Source organism: Amycolatopsis vancoresmycina (assembly GCF_000716785.1).
In the GTDB taxonomy this organism is placed as follows: domain Bacteria; phylum Actinomycetota; class Actinomycetes; order Mycobacteriales; family Pseudonocardiaceae; genus Amycolatopsis; species Amycolatopsis vancoresmycina.
Genome location: NZ_JNYY01000022.1, coordinates 124265 through 142757 on the forward strand (window position 1 = coordinate 124265; position 18493 = coordinate 142757).

Below are 18493 nucleotides of genomic sequence, written 5' to 3' on the forward strand. Positions count from 1 at the left end.
CAGTGCCCCAGACCCCATTCCCCCAGGGACATCTCGGTACCGACTACTCCGGTGACCTTACCGACGCACCGGCTCCCGGCAAGGTTGCGCGTTCAACCCGCCGAGCGGCGGGGGCGGGTCATTCCCCCGCGACGGCTCGCGATCGCACCGGGGCCGCCCGCCGGATGCCGAACGGCTGCATCCGGGCCTCCGCGCGGCGGACGTCCCACACCGCGCCCATCCCGGTGTACGCCGTCAGCGCCGCCCGGAATGCCGTGCGTGCCTCCGTCAGCCCGCCCGACTCCGCCAGCAGGATCGCCGCGTCCTCCATCGCCTTGGCCTCCTTGAGCAACCTCCCCGCCGCTCGATAGTGGCCCGCCGCCGTCAGGACCGGGTCCGCGTCGCCCGTGACCAAGCCGCGGCAGTGCGCTGCCGCCGCCGCGTGGGCCGGGGGGATCTCGCCCTCCGGCTCCACCAGCAGGCGCAATGCCTGCTGCACCCGCTGCCGGTCGCCGAGGGACAACGCGATCCGGACCAGGTCCGGGAGCCACTGGTGGCGGGCCGCCGGTGGGTAGTTGTCCTCCAGCAGGGGCAGCAACGCCGTCAACGCCGCCTCCGGCCGGCCCTCCTGCTCGGCCAGCAGCGCGCGGGCCGCCAGCAGGAAGTCGCCGCCGTCGGGCTCGAGGCCCGGTGGCCACTGCTGCCGCTCGGCCGCGTCCAGGTGCGTCCGGGCCTGGGCCGGTTCGCCGCGGTGGCCGGCGATCAACGCGCCGACGCCGTGCACCAGCAGCGCCGAGCCCGGGCTGCGCAGCACGTAGGACGCCGTTTCCGCGCCGTCGCGGATCACCGCGTCCAGCTCGGCCAGTGCCGCCGGCCAGCGGCCCAGCCAGTAGTAGTGCACCGCGCCCGCCAGGTGCATCTCGCCCGGCACTGCGCGGGTCGCGGCGATCCGCCGGGCGGCGTCGAGCGGCTCCGCGGCTTCGTCGAGGCTGTCCAGGTTCGGCACGGCCAGTGCCGCGTCGTCCAGCGGGTGCAGCCCGGCCGGCGCCAGCGCCGTCACTTCGCCGAGCTTCTCCAGCGTCGCCAACAGCGCCTCGTGCCGCCCGCGCCACATCTCCGGGACGTCGGCGTCGTCGAGGGTCCGCTTGAGCTCGGCGGTCGCCTCGGAGAAGTCGCCGCGGCGGTAGTACACGTAGGCCAGGATCCAGCGCATCTCGGCCGCGCGCCTGCTGTCGGACGTCCGCGCGACCACCGAGCGCGCCTCGGCCTCGGGCTCCCGGCCGAGCCAGAACAGCAGCCGGGCCAGCGTCGCGGTCAGCGTCTCCCGCGCGTCCGGCGGCAGCGTGCCCTGCGTGACGGCGTGGCGCAGCAGGTCCACGGCCACCCGCGGGGTCTCGGTCGCGACCGTGCCGATGTGCTCCAGCAGCCACCCGGTCACCCACGGGTCCACCTGCGCGGGTGCGGCGGCGAGCTGCCGGGCGACGCGGTCGGCGGGCACGCCCGCGGCGGCGAACGCCTCGGCCAGCTGCCGGTGCAGCGCGACCCGCATCGCCGCGGGCGTCTTTTCGTAGAGCACGCGGCGCACCAGCGGGTGCCGGAACGCCAGCCGGTCACCCGACTCGACGAGCACCCCCGACGCGATCGCCTCGTCCACCGCGCCGACCAGCGCCGTCGGCGGCCGTTCGGTGGCGATGGCGATGTCCGCCAGCGAGAACTCCCCGCCCAGCAGTGCGGCCCAGCGCAGGGTGTCGCGGGTCCCGCTGGACAGGAAGTTCAGGTACAGCGTGATCCGCGAGCCCAGCGGCGACGGGATGCTCTGGCACGAGTTGCCGTCCAGGTGCGCGTGGACGCCGTCGAGCACGATCATCGCCTGCGCGAGCAGCGTCTCGACGATTTCCCGGACGTACCGCGGGTTACCGGCCGCGTAGGACACCAGCAGCTGCAGCCCCGGCCCGGGCGGCGCGCCGACCAGCTCGGTGGCCAGCTCGCGGGCGGCCGCCTCGGCCAGCGGCGGCAGCGCGAGCAGGGTGATGTCATCGTTGTCGAGCTCGGCACGCAGATCCTCGAGCGCGGCCGGCCGTGGCACCGGGCGGCAGGCACCGACGAGCAGCAGCGGCAGCTGCCGCGTCTCCCGGCTCAGGTAGCGCCAGACGCGCAGCGTCGTGTCGTCCGCCCACTGCAGGTCGTCGACCACCAGCACCAGCGGCGCCTCCGCGCACAGCTCGCGGACGAGCCCGAGCACGCCGTCGACCGGGTCCTCGCCGGACTGCGCGGCGAGCGCGGCCCGGCGCTCGTCGGTGGCGCCCGGGTGCACGCCCAGCGCGTCGAGCAGCGGCCGCAGGGAGAACCGCTGGTCCAGCGCGTCCGCGGCGGCGAAGGCGGGGTGGTGGTCCCGGGCCATGGCGAGCAGTTCGGCGAGCAGCGCCGTCCGGCCGCTGCCCGGCTCGCCTTCGAGCCACACCGACCGGCCCACTCCGGCCTCGAGGCCGTCGACGGCTTCGCGCAGCCGGGCCAGCTCGCTCTCTCGCCCGACGAAGATGTCCGCGCGCTCCGGCGTTGCCGCGGCCGGCATCCGCGCCGGACGCGGGGGTGGTGGCGGTTTCGGCGCCGCGGCGGCGGGTGTTTGCCGCAGTTCGTCGTGCAGCCGCCGCAGGGCCGGGCCGGGTTCGGTGCCCGACGTTTCGACGAGCCGGTCGCGGACGTCGGTGTACACCGCGATCGCCTCGGTCCGCCGTCCGGCCGCGACCAGGGCCCGCATGAGCAGCCCGCGCAACGTCTCGCGGAACGGGTGCTCGCGGGTCAGCGCGGTCAGTTCGGCGACGAGCTCGGCGTGCCCGCCGGACTCCAGCATGACTTCGGCGCGCCGCTCGACGGTCGCCAGCCGCACCTCGGTCAGCCGCGCGCGCTGGGCGGCGGCGAACGGCCCGGGCAGGCCGGACAGCGGAACGCCGTGCCAGAGCCCCAATGCCTCGTCGAGCGCTTCGCGCGCGCCGCGGAGGTCGCCCGCTTCCTGACGGCGTTGCGCCTGCTCGCGCAGGGCTTCGAAGCGGTGGACGTCGATCGCGCCGGCGTCCAGGCGCAGCGAGTAGCCGGACCCGATCGACGCGAGCAGCTGCGGACCCTCGCCCTTGGCGCGGCCGGGTTCGAGCGCGCGCCGCAGCCCGGAAACGTAGGTGTAGATGGAACCCTGGGCGCTCTGCGGCGGCGCCTCGCCCCAGACGGCGTCGATCAGCTCCTCGCGCGAGACCGTGCGGTTCGGGTACATCGCCAGTGCGGCGAGGACCGTCCGCCGGTGCGCGGAGCCGAGATCGAGCTCCTCGTCGCCCCGGAACGCTTTCATGGGGCCCAGGAGCTGGAGTCTCGGTGCGGAGCCGTCCGCGGCCGACATCGGTCTCCCTTCGTGCGCGACGAACCGTCACGCGCCGGATGCCTGCCGTGAGCATACGCGGAAGCCGTGAACCGGCAGGCAAGGATGGCGGACATTCGGGCAAGGGCACACGGGCGGGGTTCCGCGCCGCCCCCGCGGTACGCCACGCTCGGGAGGCCCGAGAGGAGCTCCGCATGCCGACCGAAGACATGCAGCGGGCCGCCGCCAGCTTCGCGTCCGCCCTCGAAGCGGCCCGCTCCCGCCTCCGCGAGGTCAACAGCGAAATGGCGATGGCGCAGGCGTCGTGGCGCGGTGAGGCGTCGGTGCGGTTCGGCCAGGCGATGCGCGACTGGGAGCAGGAGTACGACGTGATCCTCTCGCGGCTGGCGGAGCTGCTGGAGACGACCGGCGGCCCGATGCCGCGGCCGCGCCTGCCGTGACCCGCCTCGACTTCGGCTTCGCCGGCCTGGTGCTGGACCGGATGGACGACATCACCGGGGAGCTGGGCGAACTGCTCGCCGAGCTGGAGTCCCGGGTCGAGCCCGGGCTGGCCGGCTGGACGCCCGAGGCCCGGGAGGCGTACCTGCGTGCCCGGCGTGACTGGGCGCGCGCGGCCGAGCGGCTGCCGGGCTGCCTGGAGCGGGCGCGGGCGGCGTTCGGGGAGCTGTCTTCACGCGCGTGAAGACGGAATAGGGACGGCGTGAAGACGTCCCGGCCACACTGCGGGCATGAAGCCCGTCGAAGTGAGCGTCCTCGCCTCGGACCCGATCACGCACGCCGGCGCGGTGAGCCTGCTGGACGCGCACCCGGACGTCCGGCTGACCGACCTGGTGCCGGACGTGCTGCTGGTGATGGAGGACCACGTCACTGAGGCCGTCCTCGGCGAGATCCGCGCGGCCAAGGCGTCCCACGTCGTGCTGGTGGTCGAGCACTTCCGCGAGAGCGACCTGATGGCGGCGCTGGAGTGCGGCGTGGTGGCGGTGCTGCCGCGCCGCGAGACGGGCGGCGCCGAGCTGGTGACGGCGGTGCTCGCCGCGGGTGACGGCACGGCGAACCTGCCGCCGCGGCTGCAGGGCGCGCTGCTCGCGCAGGTGCAGCGGATGCGCAAGGACGTCCTGGAGCCCAACGGGCTGACGCTGTCCGGGCTCGCGGCCCGCGAGTGCGACGTGCTGCGGCTGGTCGCCGAGGGGTTCGGGACCGAGGAGATCGCGGCGAAGCTGTGCTACTCGGAGCGGACCGTGAAGAACGTGCTGTACGGCCTGATGACCCGCTGCGGCCTGAACAACCGCGCCCACGCTGTCGCCTACGCGCTGCGAGCGGGCGCAATCTGAGACGTTTTCTTAGCCACTGTCACCTTTTCGTGGGCTAGGGTCGTCGATCATGGTGCTCACGGCAGTGGAGATCGCGGCGTCCGTCCGGGCCGGGAAGCTCGACCCGGTGCAGGTCACCGAGGAGGCCCTCGAACGGATCGCCGCGGCGGACGGCGTGGTCGGCGCGTTCCGGCGGGTGCGTGCCGAGGAGGCGGTGAAGGAAGCCGCGGAGGTCGCCGCGCGGCCGGATCTCGCGTCGCTGCCGCTGGCCGGGGTGCCGGTCGCGGTCAAGGACGTCACGGAGATCGCCGGCGAGTACGCGTCGCACGGCTCACTGGCGGGGCCGTCTTCGCCGGCGGCGGCGGACGGCGTGATCGCGGCGCGGCTGCGGGCGGCGGGCGCGGTGCTCGTCGGGCTGACTCGGGTACCGGAGCTGTGCATCTGGCCGATGAGCGACACGCCGGACGGCATCGCCCGCAACCCCTGGGACCCGACGTACGCCTCGGGCGGCTCGTCGGGCGGCAGCGCGGCGGCCGTGGCGGCGGGCCTGGTCCCGCTGGCCCACGGGTCCGACGGCATGGGCTCGGTCCGCCTGCCGGCGGCGATGTGCGGCCTGGTCGGCCTGAAGCCGGGCGCGGACCTGCTCAGCGAAGGCGGCTGGTTCGGCATGTCGGTCCACGGCCCGCTGGCCACGACGGTCGCCGACACGGCGCTGCTGTTGTCGGTGCTGGCCGGCGAACCTTCGCTTGCTGTGGTGGAGCCGCCGGCTTCGGTGCGCATCGGCACGTCGACGACGGTGCCGCTCCTGCGCACCCCGGTCCCGAAGGAGCTGACAGCGGCGGTCTCGACGGCGGCGGGCCTGCTGGCCGCGCAGGGCCACGCGGTGACCCCGGCGGCCCCGCGCTACCCGGCGACGATGGTCCTGGGCATGACGGCCCGCTGGCTGGCGGGCCCGGCGGCCCAGGCCGGCGGATTCGACTTCGCGGCCCTGCAGAAGCGCACGCGTGCGCACGTCCGCGCGGGCCGACTGGCCGAACGAGCGGGCCTGATCCGCGAACGCACCCGTGACCGCTGGATTTCCCGCGCGAAGGAGTTCTTCAGCGAGTACGACGTCCTGCTGACACCGACGCTGTCGCACTGGCCGGTGAAGGCGGGCCGCTGGCACGAGCGGGGCTGGCTGACGAACGTGCTGCCGTCGACGCGCCTTGCCGGCTTCACCGGCCAGTGGAACTTCGCGGGTTACCCGGCGATCACGGTCCCGGCGGGCCGCTCGGCGGTTTCGGGGTTGCCGACCTCGGTGCAGCTGGTCGCCCGTCCGGGGGAGGAAGGGCTGTTGCTGGGCTTGGCGGCCCAGCTGGAGCAGGCCAACCCCTGGCCGCGGACGGCCCGCAGCTGAACCACCCTGGGGCGCCTGAGCGCCAGCGCGGACGGCCCGGAACTGTCGGTGCCCACCGGTAGCGTGGAAAACGGGGGCTGCTCAGGCCGGTAAACGCGGGTAAGGCCGCCTCGAACTTTTCGAGGCGGCCTTACGCGAACGCTCTCAGGAGCCCGGCTTACCCGCCGCAGGCGACAGGGGCTTCGCGCCGTTGCCGTTCGCCGGCTTCGTCGCCGGGCCGTTCGAGTTCGCCGGGGTGTTGCCCGGCTTCGCCGCCTGCGGCGCCGGCTTGGGCGCCGCGACCGGCTTCGGAGCCGGCTTCGGGGCCGCCGCCTTCGGGATCGACGGCTGGACCACCGGCACGACCGGTGCCGACGGCGTCGTCGCCGACTCCGGGTCGTCGCCGCCCACCAGCTTCGACGCCTGCGGGATCACCGCCTCCTCCGGCAGCGCCGCCAGCTGCGTTTCGCTGCGGTTGAGGATGTCCTCCGCCATCGCCAGGCTCTTGCGCGCCTGCTCGCGGATCTCCGCCAGGCGCTCGACCTTCCGGTTCGCCACCGTCGTGCGCTGGGCCGCCTGCGTGGTCGCCTCGTCCAGGCGCCGCTTGGCCTCCGCGGTGGCCTCGTCGAGGCGCCGCTTCGCCTCCGCCGTCGCCTCCGCGATCCGGCGCTCGGCCTGGTTCTTGCTCGCCGTGCGCTGGTCCGCGACGTGCTTCTCCAGCGCCGCCTTCTGGGCCGCCAGCGACGCCTCGAACTCGCGCTCCAGCTTCCGCCGCTTGCGCTCCGCCTCGGTGTCCAGCAGCTCGCGCCGCTGGGCCGCCTCGACGGTCAGCCGCTGGACCTCCGCGCGCGTCTCGGAAAGCGCGTTCTCGTGCTCCGAGTGCAGCAGGTCGGCCTGCTTGTCCAGCTCCGCGACCAGCTTCGTGTACCGCTCACGCAGCTTCGTCGACGCCTCCGTCGAGCCCGCCCACGTCTTCTCCGCGGCGGCCTCGGCGCGCTTGATGATCTCGTCCGCGCGCGCCTGCGCGAGCGTGACCGTCCGCTGCATCCGCTCGTCGAGGTCCTCGAGCCGCTCCGGCGGCCGCTTCAGCTCCTCGACGCGGGCTTCGAGCGTGGCGACCTGCTGCCGGGCGGTCTCCGCCTCGCGGGTCGCGGCGGCGGCCTGCGCCACCGCGGCGTCGCGCTCGCCGAGCACCCGGCGCAGCTGGGCTTCGACGTGGTCGAGGTACTGCCGCACCTCGTTGCGGTCGAAGCCGTGCCAGGCCTGGGTGTACTCGCGGCGGAGGGGGAGGAGGCCGTTGAGGGCGGTTGCGGCGGGGTCGCGCTCAGGAACCATGGGCCCGACCGTACCCGGGCACCCGCCGCTTCCGCCGTCCGGCTTAACGAATCACCAACACGTGTCGCCGTGTCGCCGGAATGGCCGCACCCGGGAAACGCAGCGTGAGGCCCCGCAGGACATCCGCGCTGACCAGCGGGACGCGGCGGACCGCCGGTCACCAGTGGAAGCCGCGCGAGAGCCGGGCCAGCGCCATCGCCGCGCGCGAGAGGTGTTTCTCGCCACGCCCGATCTTCAGCTGGCCGGAACCGCCCGCCGCGGTCGAATCCGGGAAGATCCGGAAACCCTGGTACGCGACGGCGTCGGTGAGCCCCGGCGTGAGCGTGTACGCCAGCCCGATCGCCTGCCCCGCCGGGGTCCCGATGTGCTTGGGCCGCTCGACGAGCGCCTTCATCACCATGTCCGCGGCCTGTTCCGGCGACTTCGTCGGGAACGCGTCGTAGATCTTCGTCGGCCGGATCATCGGCGTCCGCACCAGCGGCATGTGGATCGTGGTGAAGGTGATGCCGTCGCCGTGGGTCTCGGTCGCCGCGATCCGCGAGAAGTAGTCCAGCGCCGCCTTGGAAGCCGCGTACGCCGAGAAGCGCGGCGCGATGCCCTGGACGCCGATCGACGAGACGTTCACGATGTGCCCGAATTTCCGCTCCGACATGTGCGGCAGCACGGCGAGGATCAGCCGGACCGCGCCGAAGTAGTTGATCGCCATCGCGCGCTCGTAGTCGTGCATCCGGTCGTAGGACAGCTTGATCGACCGGCGGATCGACCGGCCGGCGTTGTTGACCAGCATGTCGATCCGGCCGTGCTCGGCCAGCATCGCGTCGACGGCCTTGTGCACCGAGTCCTCGTCGGTCAGGTCCGCCGGGTACACCGACGCCGTGCCGCCGGCGGCGACGATCTCGTCGCGGACCTCCTCCAGCTCGTGCTGCCGCCGGGCCACGAGCAGCGGGATGCCGCCCGCCGCGGCGACCTTGAGCGCGGTCGCCCGGCCGATGCCGGAGGACGCGCCGGTGATGATCACGCGGCGGCCGTCCAGCTCGCCGCGGGGGCCGTGCTTGCGCGCGCGGAACGGGTCGAGGTGCTCGCGCCAGTAGCGCCACAGCGTCGGCGCGTATTCCTCCAGCCGCGGCACGTCCACGCTGCCGGCCAGCGCCTTGCGCGTCTCGGCCGAGGAGAACACCGACGGGAACGCCATCGTGTCCAGCAGCACCGGCGGGATGCCGAAGCGCTCCATGACGGCGTCGCGCGCGATGGTGACGCCGGGGATGTGCTCAGTCAGCTTGACCAGCCCGACGATCCGCTTCGAGATGCCCTCGCCGAGCTGGACGGTGATCGTCGGCGCGCCCGCGGCCCGCGCGAAGGCGTTGTACACCGACACGACCGGCTGCGGCTCGGGGTTGACCAGGTGGAAGGCGTGGCCGTCGAGCCCCGGCTTGACCACCAGCTCCAGCAGCGCCTTGGCCACGTAGTCGACCGGCACGATGTTGGTGTCGCCGAGGTCCGGGCCGACGACCGGCAGCACGTCCGGCAGCCCGGCGAGCCTGCTGATCGCGGGGAAGAGGTAGTACGGGCCGTCGATCTTGTCCATCTCGCCGGTCTCGGAGTGCCCGACGACGACGGCGGGCCGGTACACCCGCCACGGCACCCGGTCCTGCTCGCGGACGATCTTCTCGGCCTCGAACTTGGTCCGGTGGTACGGCGTAACCAGCCGCTGCCCGGCGTCGAACATCTCCTCGGTGAAGACGCCTTCGTGGTCGCCGGCGACGGCCACCGACGACACGTGGTGCAGGCAGCCCGCCCGCAGGTCCGCGGCGAGGTCGACGACGGCCTGCGTGCCCTCCACGTTGGCCTTGATGCTGGCTTCGTCGTCGGCGGTGAGGTCGTAGAGCGCGGCCAGGTGGACGATGTGGTCGACGGCGCCGCGCAGCTCCTCGCGGTCGGCGTCGGACACGCCGAGCAGCGGCTCGCCGAGGTCGCCGGTGACGAGCGTGACGCGGTCGGAGTGCGGCCACTGGTCGACCAGCGCGGCCAGCTTGGCCCGCGAGGACGCGCGCACGACCAGCGCGACGCGGTCGTCGTCGGGACGGGAGAGCAGCAGCCGGGTGAAGTGGCGCCCGATCAGTCCGGTCGCCCCGGTCACCAAGAACGTCGCCATCGTCTTCACACCTCTCGCCGCCATCGCCCTGACCCTGGGCATTCTGCTGCATGGCGACGCCCGCGACCACCGTTCCGAAACGTGATGTTACCCACGAGTAACTTAGATGGGGTCCGCGGTGACGACGCGGTTCTCCTCGTAGCCGTCCGCGCCGCCGACCCAGCGGCCGCCGCACGTCACCAGCACCACGCGGTGCGGGCCGGACTGGCCGAACAGGTAGTCCGCGCGCGCCGGCAGGTCGCTCTTGTGCACGGTGACCAGCTGCGAGATCCGGTACCGCCAGGTCCGGCCCGCACTGTCCACAATGGTCACGTCGGTGCCGATCCGCGCCGTCCACAGCTCGGCGAACGGCCCGGTCGCGCCCCGCCAGTTCACGTGGCCGGCGAACACGCTCGCCCCGCTCGCCGCGTCGAGCTCGGCGCCCCACCACGTCGCCTGCCCGAGGTCCGCGGGGATGGGCAGCTCGCCACCCGGGCCGAGGTCCTTGCGCACCAGCGTCGCCGTCCCGCCGCCGGGCAGCCGGACCGTGCCCGGTTTCTGCGACGGCGGGGACGCCGGCGGTGCCGACGGCGACGGCGTCTCGGCGGCCGGAGCCGCGGAGGCCGCGGTCGTCGGCGTCGTGGGCGTCGGCGGGGGAGCCGCGGCTCCCGCCGCGCCCGCGGCGGGCAGCGCCGTGCCGGCCACGACGGCCCGCGGCGGCGCGGTGAGCACGGCGGAGCCGAACTGCACCGCCAGCACCGTCGCCGCGCCGAGGGCGAAGCCGGCGAGCAGCCGGCCCCGGCCGCGCTTCGGCGCGGGCGGTTCCGGGTCGCCGGGCGGTTCGTCGTCGGCGGCGGCCCAGCCGATGCCGCGGTGCCACTCGTCGACGAACCAGTCCTCGCCCCGCCAGCCGTGCTCCGTCACGCCGTTACCGCCGGAACGCCCGCCGCGCGGCGACCCCGGCCAGCCCGGCCGCCAGCAGCACGAGCAGGCCCAGCCCGGCGAGACCCGGCACGGAGTAGCGCGTCTCGATCACACCCTGCGCCAGGGCGACCGGCTGGTCGCCGGCCGGGATCGCGCGCGGGACCTCGTTCGCCGTGTTCGTCACGGTCAGTGCGAGGGTTTCGCCCGGTTGCACGGTGCCGCACGCCGACGGCGGGTGCTGCGGGTCGAAGGCGTTCGTGTAGCCCGGCGGCGGGCTCGCCTCGACGACGCAGATCTCCTGCGGGGCGCGGAGGTTCTCGACCGTCACGGCCCCGGTCTTGCCGTCGGTGGTGACGACGGCCGGCTTGCCGTCGGCTCCGGTGAGCGGCTTGCCGTCCTGCCCGAGCGCGGCCGACGTCCGGTCCTTGCCGGTGATCCGCAGGACGGCGCCGCCGACGCCCTGGCCCGTCTTCGCGTCCGTCTTGGTCACCTGGACCTTGCCGGGCTTGGCGACGTTGACGATGCCCTGCGCCGTCAGCGTCTTCTCACCGCCGGTGGAGACCACGCGCTGCACCTTCGTGTCGACCGGCAGCCTGACGTAGGGCCGGTCGGCGGGCGCGGTCAGCGAGGCCACCAGCTTCGGCCGCTCCCCGGTCGGGGTCAGCTTCACCTGCACGGTGCCGTCGGCGCCGGTCTTCAGCGTGACTTCCTTCGCGGCGGCCTGCGGGCTCGCGTTGCCCGCGGAGCTGTCCGCCTGCCCGCCGTCGAGGGTGGCGGCGGTCGCGGTCAGCTTCACCGGGACACCCGGGATGCCCTTGCCGTGGGCGTTCTTCACGGTGGCGGTCCACTCGGCCGCCTCGCCGAGGTGCTGGTCGCCCTTCGGCGCGGTGACCGAGGCGGTCCACGGCCCGCGGTTGGTTTCGGCGTCCGTCCGCAGCCGCTCGACGGCGTCGGCCGCGGCCGCGAAGTTGGCGCGCAGCTCGGCGAGGTGCCCCGGCGCGTCGTAGGCGATCTTGTCCTTCGGCAGGGTCGGGTCGAGGTCGGCCGGGGTGCGCGGCGCCGCGGTCCACGAGTGCAGCAGGTGCGCGAGCGCGGTCGCCTCGTCCGGGTCCTTGGTGTCGCCGTAGCGCAGCAGCAGGTACGAGATGTTCGCGGCGTCGTCGGCCGGCAGCTTCGTGCCCCACTTCGTGAGCAGCTCGTCGCCGGGTTTGTACTGCTCGTCCGTGTCGGGCGCCTTGAGCAGGAAGCTCACGCAGAACACCTGCTGCCCGCCGACGACGTACGACCCGAGCCAGACCGTGCCGAAGCCCTTTTGGCCGCCGACGTCGTGCCCGATGCCTTGCTGGCTCGCGGCCGAGGCGGCGGGCGCGCCGGCGGTCGCGGACAGCGTGCCGAGCAGGACCGCGGTGGCGAGCGCGGTGAGCGCGCGTGCGGCCGCGCGCGGGCGTGTTGACCACCCCATGTGTCAATGCTCCTTCGTCCGACGCACGGCGTTGCCCCACGTCTTTGCAGGTCACACGACTGATCAGGTCCCCGACGCGCGTTCGGTGAACGTCCGAGCACGCGAAGTGAGCGTTGCGTCAAGGGGCGATACTGTGTACCGCTCTTCGAGTGGCTCTCGCCGAACGGTCGCGATCCCGGCCGGGTAAAGTCGTCTTTACTCGGCGGGAACCGCTGGTCCCCGGCGGTCGTTGGACCCGATGCAGCACGAAAAACGAAGCAGCAGATCCAGGAGGATCAGGTGCGTTCCAGTAGCAACCCGGCGTTCCGCAACCTGCCCAGTGGCGGAACCCAGACGTACGGGCAGTACGGGCCCCCGGTGGGCTTCGACCAACCCGAGGGCGGCGTACCCGGGTACGGCCCCGGCCAGGCCACCGCCGGCGCGGGCGATCGCCCGATGACCGTCGACGACGTCGTCGTCAAGACCGGCCTGTCCCTCGGCACCGCGCTGCTGTTCGGGGTGATCACGGCGATCTGGGCGCAGGTCCAGCTGGCCGAGACCGGCAAGCTGTCCGGCGCGCTGGTCGGCGCGATGATCGGCGGCCTGGTCGTCGGGCTCGTCCTCTCCCTGGTGATGATCTTCCGGCGGAAGCCGAGCGGTCCGATGACCCTCGCGTACTCGGCGGCGGAGGGTCTCTTCCTCGGTGCGCTGAGCGGCGTGTTCGAGGCCGTCTACTCGGGCATCGCCCTGCAGGCGCTCGTCGGCACCTCGGGTGTCTTCATCGGCATGCTGGTCGTCTACAAGACCGGTGCGGTCAAGGTCACGCCCAAGCTGACCAAGTGGATCATCGGTGCCGTGGTGGGTGCCGCCGTCCTGATGCTGTTCAACCTGATCAGCACGGTGGCGTTCGGGTTCAACCCGCTTCGCGGCGGCGGCGCGCTCGCCATCGTCTTCAGCATCGTCTGCATCGGCATCGCGGCGTTCAGCTTCCTGCTCGACTTCGACGAGGCCGACCGGATGATCCGCGCGGGCATGCCCTCGAAGTGGGCGTGGTACGTCGCGTTCGGCCTGATGACGACGCTGGTCTGGCTGTACCTCGAGATCCTTCGCCTGCTGTCGTACCTGCGCGAATAGCTCGCCGTCGCATAGTGAGAACGACCGCCACCACGGTCCGGCCCGCGAGGCCGGACCGTGGTGGCGGTCGCGTTTCGCCGTGCTTCCGGGTCGTCAACGGCCGAGGCTGCGAAGCAGGCAGGCTCCCGTAGGAGTCAGGTCGTGGATCACCGACGTCCCCTGCCGTGAACTCGCCACGAGCCCGGCACGGCGCAGCGCGGAAAGGTGCTGGCTCGCGGAGGACACCAGGATTCCGGTGCGCCGGGCGATCTCGCTGGTGTTGTCCGTGCCGTTGACCGCCTCCAGCACGGCCGCCCTGCTGTGACCCACCAGATCGGCCAGGGCTTGCCCGTGGTCCGGCCGGCCGTCGACGCCCGGCAGCCGGCGCTCCACGGGGTAGACCAGGCACGGGGTCGTGTCGTGCTGGACCAGCGTGATGGGCCGGCGGTCGCAGAAGTACGACGGAATCAGGATGAGCCCGCGGCCGGCGGGCCGCAGCAGCCGGTCGACGGGGTAATCGATCTCCAGCACCGGGCGGCGCCAGTGCACGCCGGGCGAGAGCTGGGTCAGGAGTGCCTCGATCCCGCTCTGTGTCATCAGGTTCGACGCCCGCGCGTATTCTTGGGCGACGTTTCGCCGGACGTGCGGCCAGAACGGCGTGACTGCTGCTTGGTGATAGGAGCGGAAGGCGTTTCCCAGGCGCCTCAACGACGTCTTCCCACCCTCGGAAAGTTCGCGAACCCAGGGAGACCGGCGGTGGTCGGCGGTCAGCCTCGCGAGCTCCTGTCGCAGACGTTGCTTCGGAACGCGCATGACGGGTTCCATGGCGTCCTTCAGTTCGGCTGCCGAGTCGTATGGGGTGAGGAAATCGGGGATGTAGCCCCGTTGCGGGATCAGGGTTGCGAGCAGCCCGGTCGACGGTGGCAGTTTTCGCGCAACCGAACGGCGCCAAAGATTCCCCGGTGTTCCAGCGACGTCGTGGTGGAGCCAATGCAGGCTCAACGTCGTTTCCCACATCACTGCGGGAGCATGGGCGATGCGTATCCGGACCAGGTCTTCGCTGGTCAGGTGCACGCGCAGCATCCTTCCTCCCCCGCGGACCCTCATCCGGGCCTCCTCCTGCTCGGCCAAAGCGTGGTGACGCATTCACTGTGAAGTGAGCGCATTCGAGGCTACTTGATCAAGGGGCTCACCGGCGCTTTGTCGTGGTGAGGCTCTCTCCTGGCTTTCACGCATGGGTGAAAGGCTGTCGTCGCCCATGAATCGTTCGTACGATGGGTTCGCATCGGCGTTCTTCGGGACGTCGAATCGAACATGAAGCCGGCTTTGCCGTGAGGGGAGAATCGATGTTCAAGAGGCGGTTGTTCGTGGCGTTGGGGATTGCCGGGGTGGTCGGTGCCACGGTGCTGAACCCGGCTGCCGCGCAAGCGGCGTCTTTGACGTGTATCGGCACCTCGTTTGCCGGAACGCTGGGGACGGACCAGTCCATCTGCAACGGCAATCACTACGTGACGATGCAGACGAACGGCGACCTCGTGCTCCGTGAGGGGCCGAGCGGACGGGCGTGCTACGCGAGCGGAACGCGCGGGGCGAACGCGGCCGCGACGTTCAACCAGAACATCGTGGGCACCCCGTACGTGGACATCGTCAGCCCGTCGCAGGGGCGCATCGGCCGGATCATGGGCGCGCACCGGACGCCGCACCTGGCCACGAACGCGAGTGTGAACAGCAGGGGCGAGTTCTGGATCGGGTACAAGAAGATCGGTTACTGCTGATTCAGGCCTGACTTGGCTCAAGATCGCTGATCTTGGGTAGGGTGCTGGCTGTTGAGCTGCGGTTTCGGCTTCAGCAACAAGCCGGCCGCGCCGGGGTGGGGAGCATCGGTCAACGGCAACCCGATCGGGTCGCCGGCATCCATCTCATGCCGCCGCTCGCACCGCCCGATCCGGCCACGTTGGACGACCTCACCGGTGCCGAGCGGGCGGCGCTCGCGACACTGCGGGAGGCGGACGAATGGGGCTCCGGATGCTCGGCGCAGCAGTCGACCCGGCCGCAGCCGGTCGGCTCCGGGTCGGCCGGCGCGCCGGTGACCGTACCCATCGGCTGTTCGGTCTTCCCCAAGAGCTGCGGCGCCCGTCTCGGCGGTGGGCGGAGCGCCGGTTCCCGAACATCCGGTACTGGAACGAGCCCGGCAAGGGCGGCCACTTCGCGGCGTTCGAGCCGCCGGCGTTGTTCGTCGACGAGGTCCGGTCATTCTTCCGGCTGGTCCGCTGATGGTCACCCGTACTAGGTAAGCGGCTGACTGAAGATCAACAAGTGCCCATCGGGTGTCCGTACGTTGAAGTCGCGCATCCCGTAGGGCCGGTCAGCCAGTGGCTCTACGATGTCGGCGCCGCGGGCGCGCAGCTCGTCGTGGCAGGAATCGACGTCGTCGACGACAACCGTCACCCTGGCCGGGCCGACGCTGCTTTCGGCGGACAGGTGGAACTCGGCGGTGTCGCGGATCACGGCCGCGTAGCTAGGTGGGGTCTCCCAGGTGAATATGGTGTCGAATCCGAGCGCGTCCGTGAAGTACGACCGCGCTGCCTGCACATCTCGGCACGGCAGCACGGGAATCGCCACCCGCATGACCATTCCGTCACCGTACCCGACTTTGGCTCAAGATCGCTGATCTTGGGTAGGGTGCTGGCTGTTGAGCTGCGGTTTCGTGTGAACGGCGAAAACCTGCGCACTAGCGGCCGGTTCCAGGCTGTCTCTCGCCGAATGTCCAAACACGACCTACGTGCGCGGCCGATCCACCACCCACAAGCGCGAGTCGATCGACGCGCACCTGACGGTCGTGTTCGCCGCCCTGGCCGTCAGCAGGTGGATCGAGCAGACCACCGGCTGGTCGATTCGTGCGCACCACCCGCCGCTACCGCACCATCAACATCCAGGCCAGCGAGCACACCCTCACCGCCGTCGACCCGCTACCCGACGACCTCCGCGATGCCCTCACCCGCATCCACGACCGCGGTGCGCACCCATTCGAGCCAAGTCAGGTGAACAGCAGGGGCGAGTTCTGGATCGGGTACAAGAAGATCGGTTACTGCTGATTCAGGCGGTCAGGCGAGGCTGCGTGACCGTCCCGTGACCTGGTCCGGGGGCCGCGGCTGGCGCACAGTCCCGCAGTGAAGGCGCTCCGTAACCGGCGGGGCGCCTTTCCTGTGGGTAATTCGTGCATTTGTGGACCCCGCTGCCGACCGTGTTCACCCTGCGTGTTTGATGTCCCGGTCGGTTCTTCTCTTCACATGTGTGAGGTTCACAGTGAGCGTTCCCCCTCCGGCCCCCGGGGGCCAGCAGCCGGTGGGTCAGCCCGATCCCTACGGTCCGCCTCCCGGCGGCCAGCCGCAGCAGCCGTACGGCCAGCAGCCCGGTCAGTACGGCCAGGCGCCGCAGGGTCAGCCCGGCCAGTTCGGCCCGCCGCCCGGCCAGTTCCCGCCCGGGCAGTTCCCGGCCGGCCAGCCGGGCTTCCCGCCCGCGCCGCCGGCCCCGCCGAAGCGCTCGCGGGCCAAGGGCCTGATCGTCGGCGGCATCGGCGCCGTCGTGGTGATCGCGCTGGTCGTGATCGGGATCGTCTCGTTCATGAAGTCGCCGGCCACCTCGAACGCCGGTGACTGCCTCACCATCACCGAGTTCACCCAGGGCGGGGACGACCCGGCGAAGGCCGACTGCAACGACCCGAAGGCGAACGTCAAGATCGCCAAGAAGCTGGACAGCGCCTCCGACGACTGCCCCGGCGGCTCCAGCGCGGGCTACGACACCTACTCGGTCAGCGGCCGCAGCTCGTACAAGCTGTGCCTGATGATCAACGCGAAGCAGGGCGACTGCCTGGCGAACTTCACGTCGCAGACCAAGGGCTACCTGAAGGTCCCGTGCAGCGACCCGACCAAGGACGGCGAGCTCGTCAAGGTCGTCACGGGCCAGGCCGACAAGAACGTCTGCGAAGGCACCGACGCCACGCGCGTCGCGGTGTACCCGGAGCCGGCGACGACGATGTGCGTCAAGACGAACGAGTAACCGCGGTTTTCCCGAAGGCCTCCTCGCCCCGCGCGAGGGGGCCTTCGCCGCGTTCAGGGGTATCCGGATTGCTCCGTTCGTCCCACACTGTGCGACGGGCTGCGACCGGCCGGTCACCGGATCTAGCTTTGATCGTCCTGCCCGCCCGAGCCTGGAGTACTGGTGGCGACGACCGAATCCCCGACCGGTGACAAGAAGTTCCTCGACTTCCCCACGTCCTGCGCCGCGCCGGTGCCGCGGCCCGAGGACCCCGTCCGGATCGTCCCGCTGGCCGTCGCGGGTGTCCTCGCGGCCGGCCTCACCTGGTACGTCTGGGCGGGCCACGGCGCCAAGTTCGGCGTGCTCCTGCTGCTCGGCCTCGGCCTCGGGCTCGCGCTGTTCCACTCGCGGTTCGGGTTCACGTCGGCGTGGCGGCAGCTGATCGCCGTCGGCAACGGCCAGGGGCTGCGGGCCCACACCGTCCTGCTCGGCACCGCCGCGACGCTCGTCGCGCTGATCGCGGGCACCGGCAGCGGCCTCTTCGGCAGCAAGCCGGCACCGACGGCGGGCGCGCTCGGTCTCGCGCTCTTCGTCGGCGCGACGCTCTTCGCGATCGGCATGCAGCTCGGCGGCGCGTGCGCGTCCGGGACGCTGTTCGCGGTCGGTTCCGGCCAGTCGGCGATCGTGCTGACCCTCGGCGGGTTCATCGCCGGGTCGGTGTTCTACACGTGGGCGTACCCGGCGCTGTCCGGCTGGCCCGAGGTGAAGGGCGTGCTGCTGGCCGACCACGTCGGCTGGTCCGGTTCGTGGGCGATCACGATCGCCGTGCTCGCCGGGATCGTCGTGGTCACCCGCGCGGTTCAGCGCCGCCGCACGCCGCCGCCGGTGGACGCCGTCCCGACCGCACGCGGCTTCGCCCGGGTCTTCCGCGGGCCTGGCCGATGCTCGCCGGCGCGGTGGTGCTGGGCGTGCTGGCCGGCGCGGTGTTCCTGGTCTCCGGCGGGACCTGGGGCGTCACGAGCGCGTTCTCCCTGTGGGGCGCGAAGATCCTGCAGGTGTTCGGACTGCACCCGGAGACGTGGGAGTTCTGGCGCCAGAAGGCCAACGCGGCCTCGCTGGCGGGCCCGATCTGGCGGGACAAGAACAGCCTCACCGACATCGGCATCATGATCGGCGCGGCGGTGGCCGCGGCGGCCGCGGGCGCGTGGAAGATCCACAGCTCGATCCCCTGGCGCACGGCGGTCGCGGCCGTCCTCGGCGGCGTCCTGATGGGCGTGGGCGCCCGGATGGCGGGCGGCTGCAACGTCGGCGCGTACCTGGGCGGCATCTCCACGGGCAGCCTGCACGGCTGGCTGTGGGGCGTGTTCGCACTGGGCGGCACGTGGCTCGGCCTCAAGCTGCGGCCGCTGTTCGGCCTGGCGAACCCGGTGCCGACCGACAGCATCTGCTGACGCTCGTCTCAAGCCGTCGTGAGTGTTTA

The 18493-nt window shown here is 72.2% G+C and carries 15 protein-coding genes and 2 pseudogenes; 10 read left to right on the plus strand and 7 right to left on the minus strand.

Annotated features, from left to right (window positions below; translation table 11 throughout):
* Window positions 1-118: 118 nt before the first annotated feature.
* A complete protein-coding gene (locus OO60_RS48290) occupies window positions 119-3319 on the minus strand; it encodes an ATP-binding protein (RefSeq protein ID WP_280513810.1) in 3201 nt (1066 codons plus the stop codon).
* Window positions 3320-3540: 221 nt separating this feature from the next.
* Between OO60_RS48290 and OO60_RS37410 the strand changes: the two genes are divergently transcribed.
* From OO60_RS37410 to OO60_RS37425, 4 genes are read left to right on the plus strand one after another with little or no spacing between them, the layout of a single operon-like run.
* Window positions 3541-3786, plus strand: a complete 246-nt coding sequence (locus OO60_RS37410; protein WP_004560903.1) for a WXG100 family type VII secretion target — start codon at window positions 3541-3543, stop codon at window positions 3784-3786.
* On the plus strand, window positions 3783-4028 hold the full coding sequence (locus OO60_RS37415; protein WP_004560904.1) for a hypothetical protein: 246 nt from the start codon (window positions 3783-3785) through the stop codon (window positions 4026-4028). Before OO60_RS37410 ends, OO60_RS37415 begins: the two co-directional genes overlap by 4 nt.
* 46 nt (window positions 4029-4074) lie before the next feature.
* Complete coding sequence (locus OO60_RS37420) at window positions 4075-4677, plus strand: helix-turn-helix transcriptional regulator (RefSeq protein ID WP_004560905.1); 603 nt, start codon at window positions 4075-4077, stop codon at window positions 4675-4677.
* 49 nt (window positions 4678-4726) lie between these two features.
* Window positions 4727-6052 (plus strand): amidase, encoded by a 1326-nt coding sequence (locus tag OO60_RS37425; RefSeq protein ID WP_004560906.1) that lies wholly within the window; start codon window positions 4727-4729, stop codon window positions 6050-6052.
* A gap of 144 nt (window positions 6053-6196) precedes the next feature.
* Here OO60_RS37425 and OO60_RS37430 read toward each other — a convergent pair whose 3' ends face one another.
* From OO60_RS37430 to OO60_RS37445, 4 genes are all read right to left on the minus strand, one after another.
* Window positions 6197-7366, minus strand: a complete 1170-nt coding sequence (locus OO60_RS37430; protein WP_004560907.1) for a coiled-coil domain-containing protein — start codon at window positions 7364-7366, stop codon at window positions 6197-6199.
* A gap of 157 nt (window positions 7367-7523) precedes the next feature.
* Window positions 7524-9518 carry an SDR family oxidoreductase gene (locus tag OO60_RS37435; protein ID WP_033263129.1) on the minus strand — a complete coding sequence of 665 codons (1995 nt, stop codon included), beginning with the start codon at window positions 9516-9518 and terminating at the stop codon, window positions 7524-7526.
* Between the two features lie 102 nt (window positions 9519-9620).
* Window positions 9621-10421, minus strand: a complete 801-nt coding sequence (locus OO60_RS37440; protein ID WP_033263130.1) for a class F sortase — start codon at window positions 10419-10421, stop codon at window positions 9621-9623.
* Between the two features lie 4 nt (window positions 10422-10425).
* The gene (locus OO60_RS37445) at window positions 10426-11883 is read right to left on the minus strand and encodes a collagen binding domain-containing protein (RefSeq protein WP_003057805.1); all 1458 of its coding nucleotides are present in this window, start codon (window positions 11881-11883) and stop codon (window positions 10426-10428) included.
* Between the two features lie 279 nt (window positions 11884-12162).
* Here OO60_RS37445 and OO60_RS37450 point away from each other — a divergent pair, with 279 nt between their 5' ends.
* On the plus strand, window positions 12163-12996 hold the full coding sequence (locus OO60_RS37450) for a Bax inhibitor-1/YccA family protein (protein WP_003057802.1): 834 nt from the start codon (window positions 12163-12165) through the stop codon (window positions 12994-12996).
* Window positions 12997-13089: 93 nt separating this feature from the next.
* On the opposite strand, the gene OO60_RS37455 is transcribed toward OO60_RS37450, so the two are convergent.
* Complete coding sequence (locus OO60_RS37455) at window positions 13090-14058, minus strand: ArsR/SmtB family transcription factor (protein WP_033263143.1); 969 nt, start codon at window positions 14056-14058, stop codon at window positions 13090-13092.
* 191 nt (window positions 14059-14249) lie between these two features.
* On the opposite strand from OO60_RS37455, the gene OO60_RS37460 reads away from it, so the two are divergent.
* Both OO60_RS37460 and OO60_RS44760 read left to right on the plus strand, forming a co-directional pair.
* Entirely contained in the window at window positions 14250-14750 is a 501-nt protein-coding gene (locus tag OO60_RS37460; protein ID WP_205624089.1) for a hypothetical protein, read from the plus strand.
* Window positions 14751-15000: 250 nt separating this feature from the next.
* Window positions 15001-15249, plus strand: coding sequence for a hypothetical protein (locus OO60_RS44760; RefSeq protein ID WP_003057795.1), 249 nt, complete (start codon window positions 15001-15003; stop codon window positions 15247-15249).
* Between the two features lie 12 nt (window positions 15250-15261).
* On the opposite strand, the gene OO60_RS37470 is transcribed toward OO60_RS44760, so the two are convergent.
* Window positions 15262-15609 (minus strand): VOC family protein, encoded by a 348-nt coding sequence (locus OO60_RS37470; protein WP_003057792.1) that lies wholly within the window; start codon window positions 15607-15609, stop codon window positions 15262-15264.
* Window positions 15610-15735: 126 nt separating this feature from the next.
* Between OO60_RS37470 and OO60_RS48485 the strand changes: the two are divergent.
* From OO60_RS48485 to OO60_RS44765, 3 genes and pseudogenes are all read left to right on the plus strand, one after another.
* Window positions 15736-15998: pseudogene (locus OO60_RS48485) on the plus strand (IS1634 family transposase); the annotation flags it as partial.
* A 322-nt stretch (window positions 15999-16320) separates the two neighbouring features.
* Complete coding sequence (locus tag OO60_RS37480; RefSeq protein ID WP_033263131.1) at window positions 16321-17034, plus strand: LppU/SCO3897 family protein; 714 nt, start codon at window positions 16321-16323, stop codon at window positions 17032-17034.
* Window positions 17035-17196: 162 nt separating this feature from the next.
* A pseudogene (locus OO60_RS44765) lies at window positions 17197-18464 on the plus strand (YeeE/YedE family protein).
* Window positions 18465-18493: the final 29 nt, after the last annotated feature.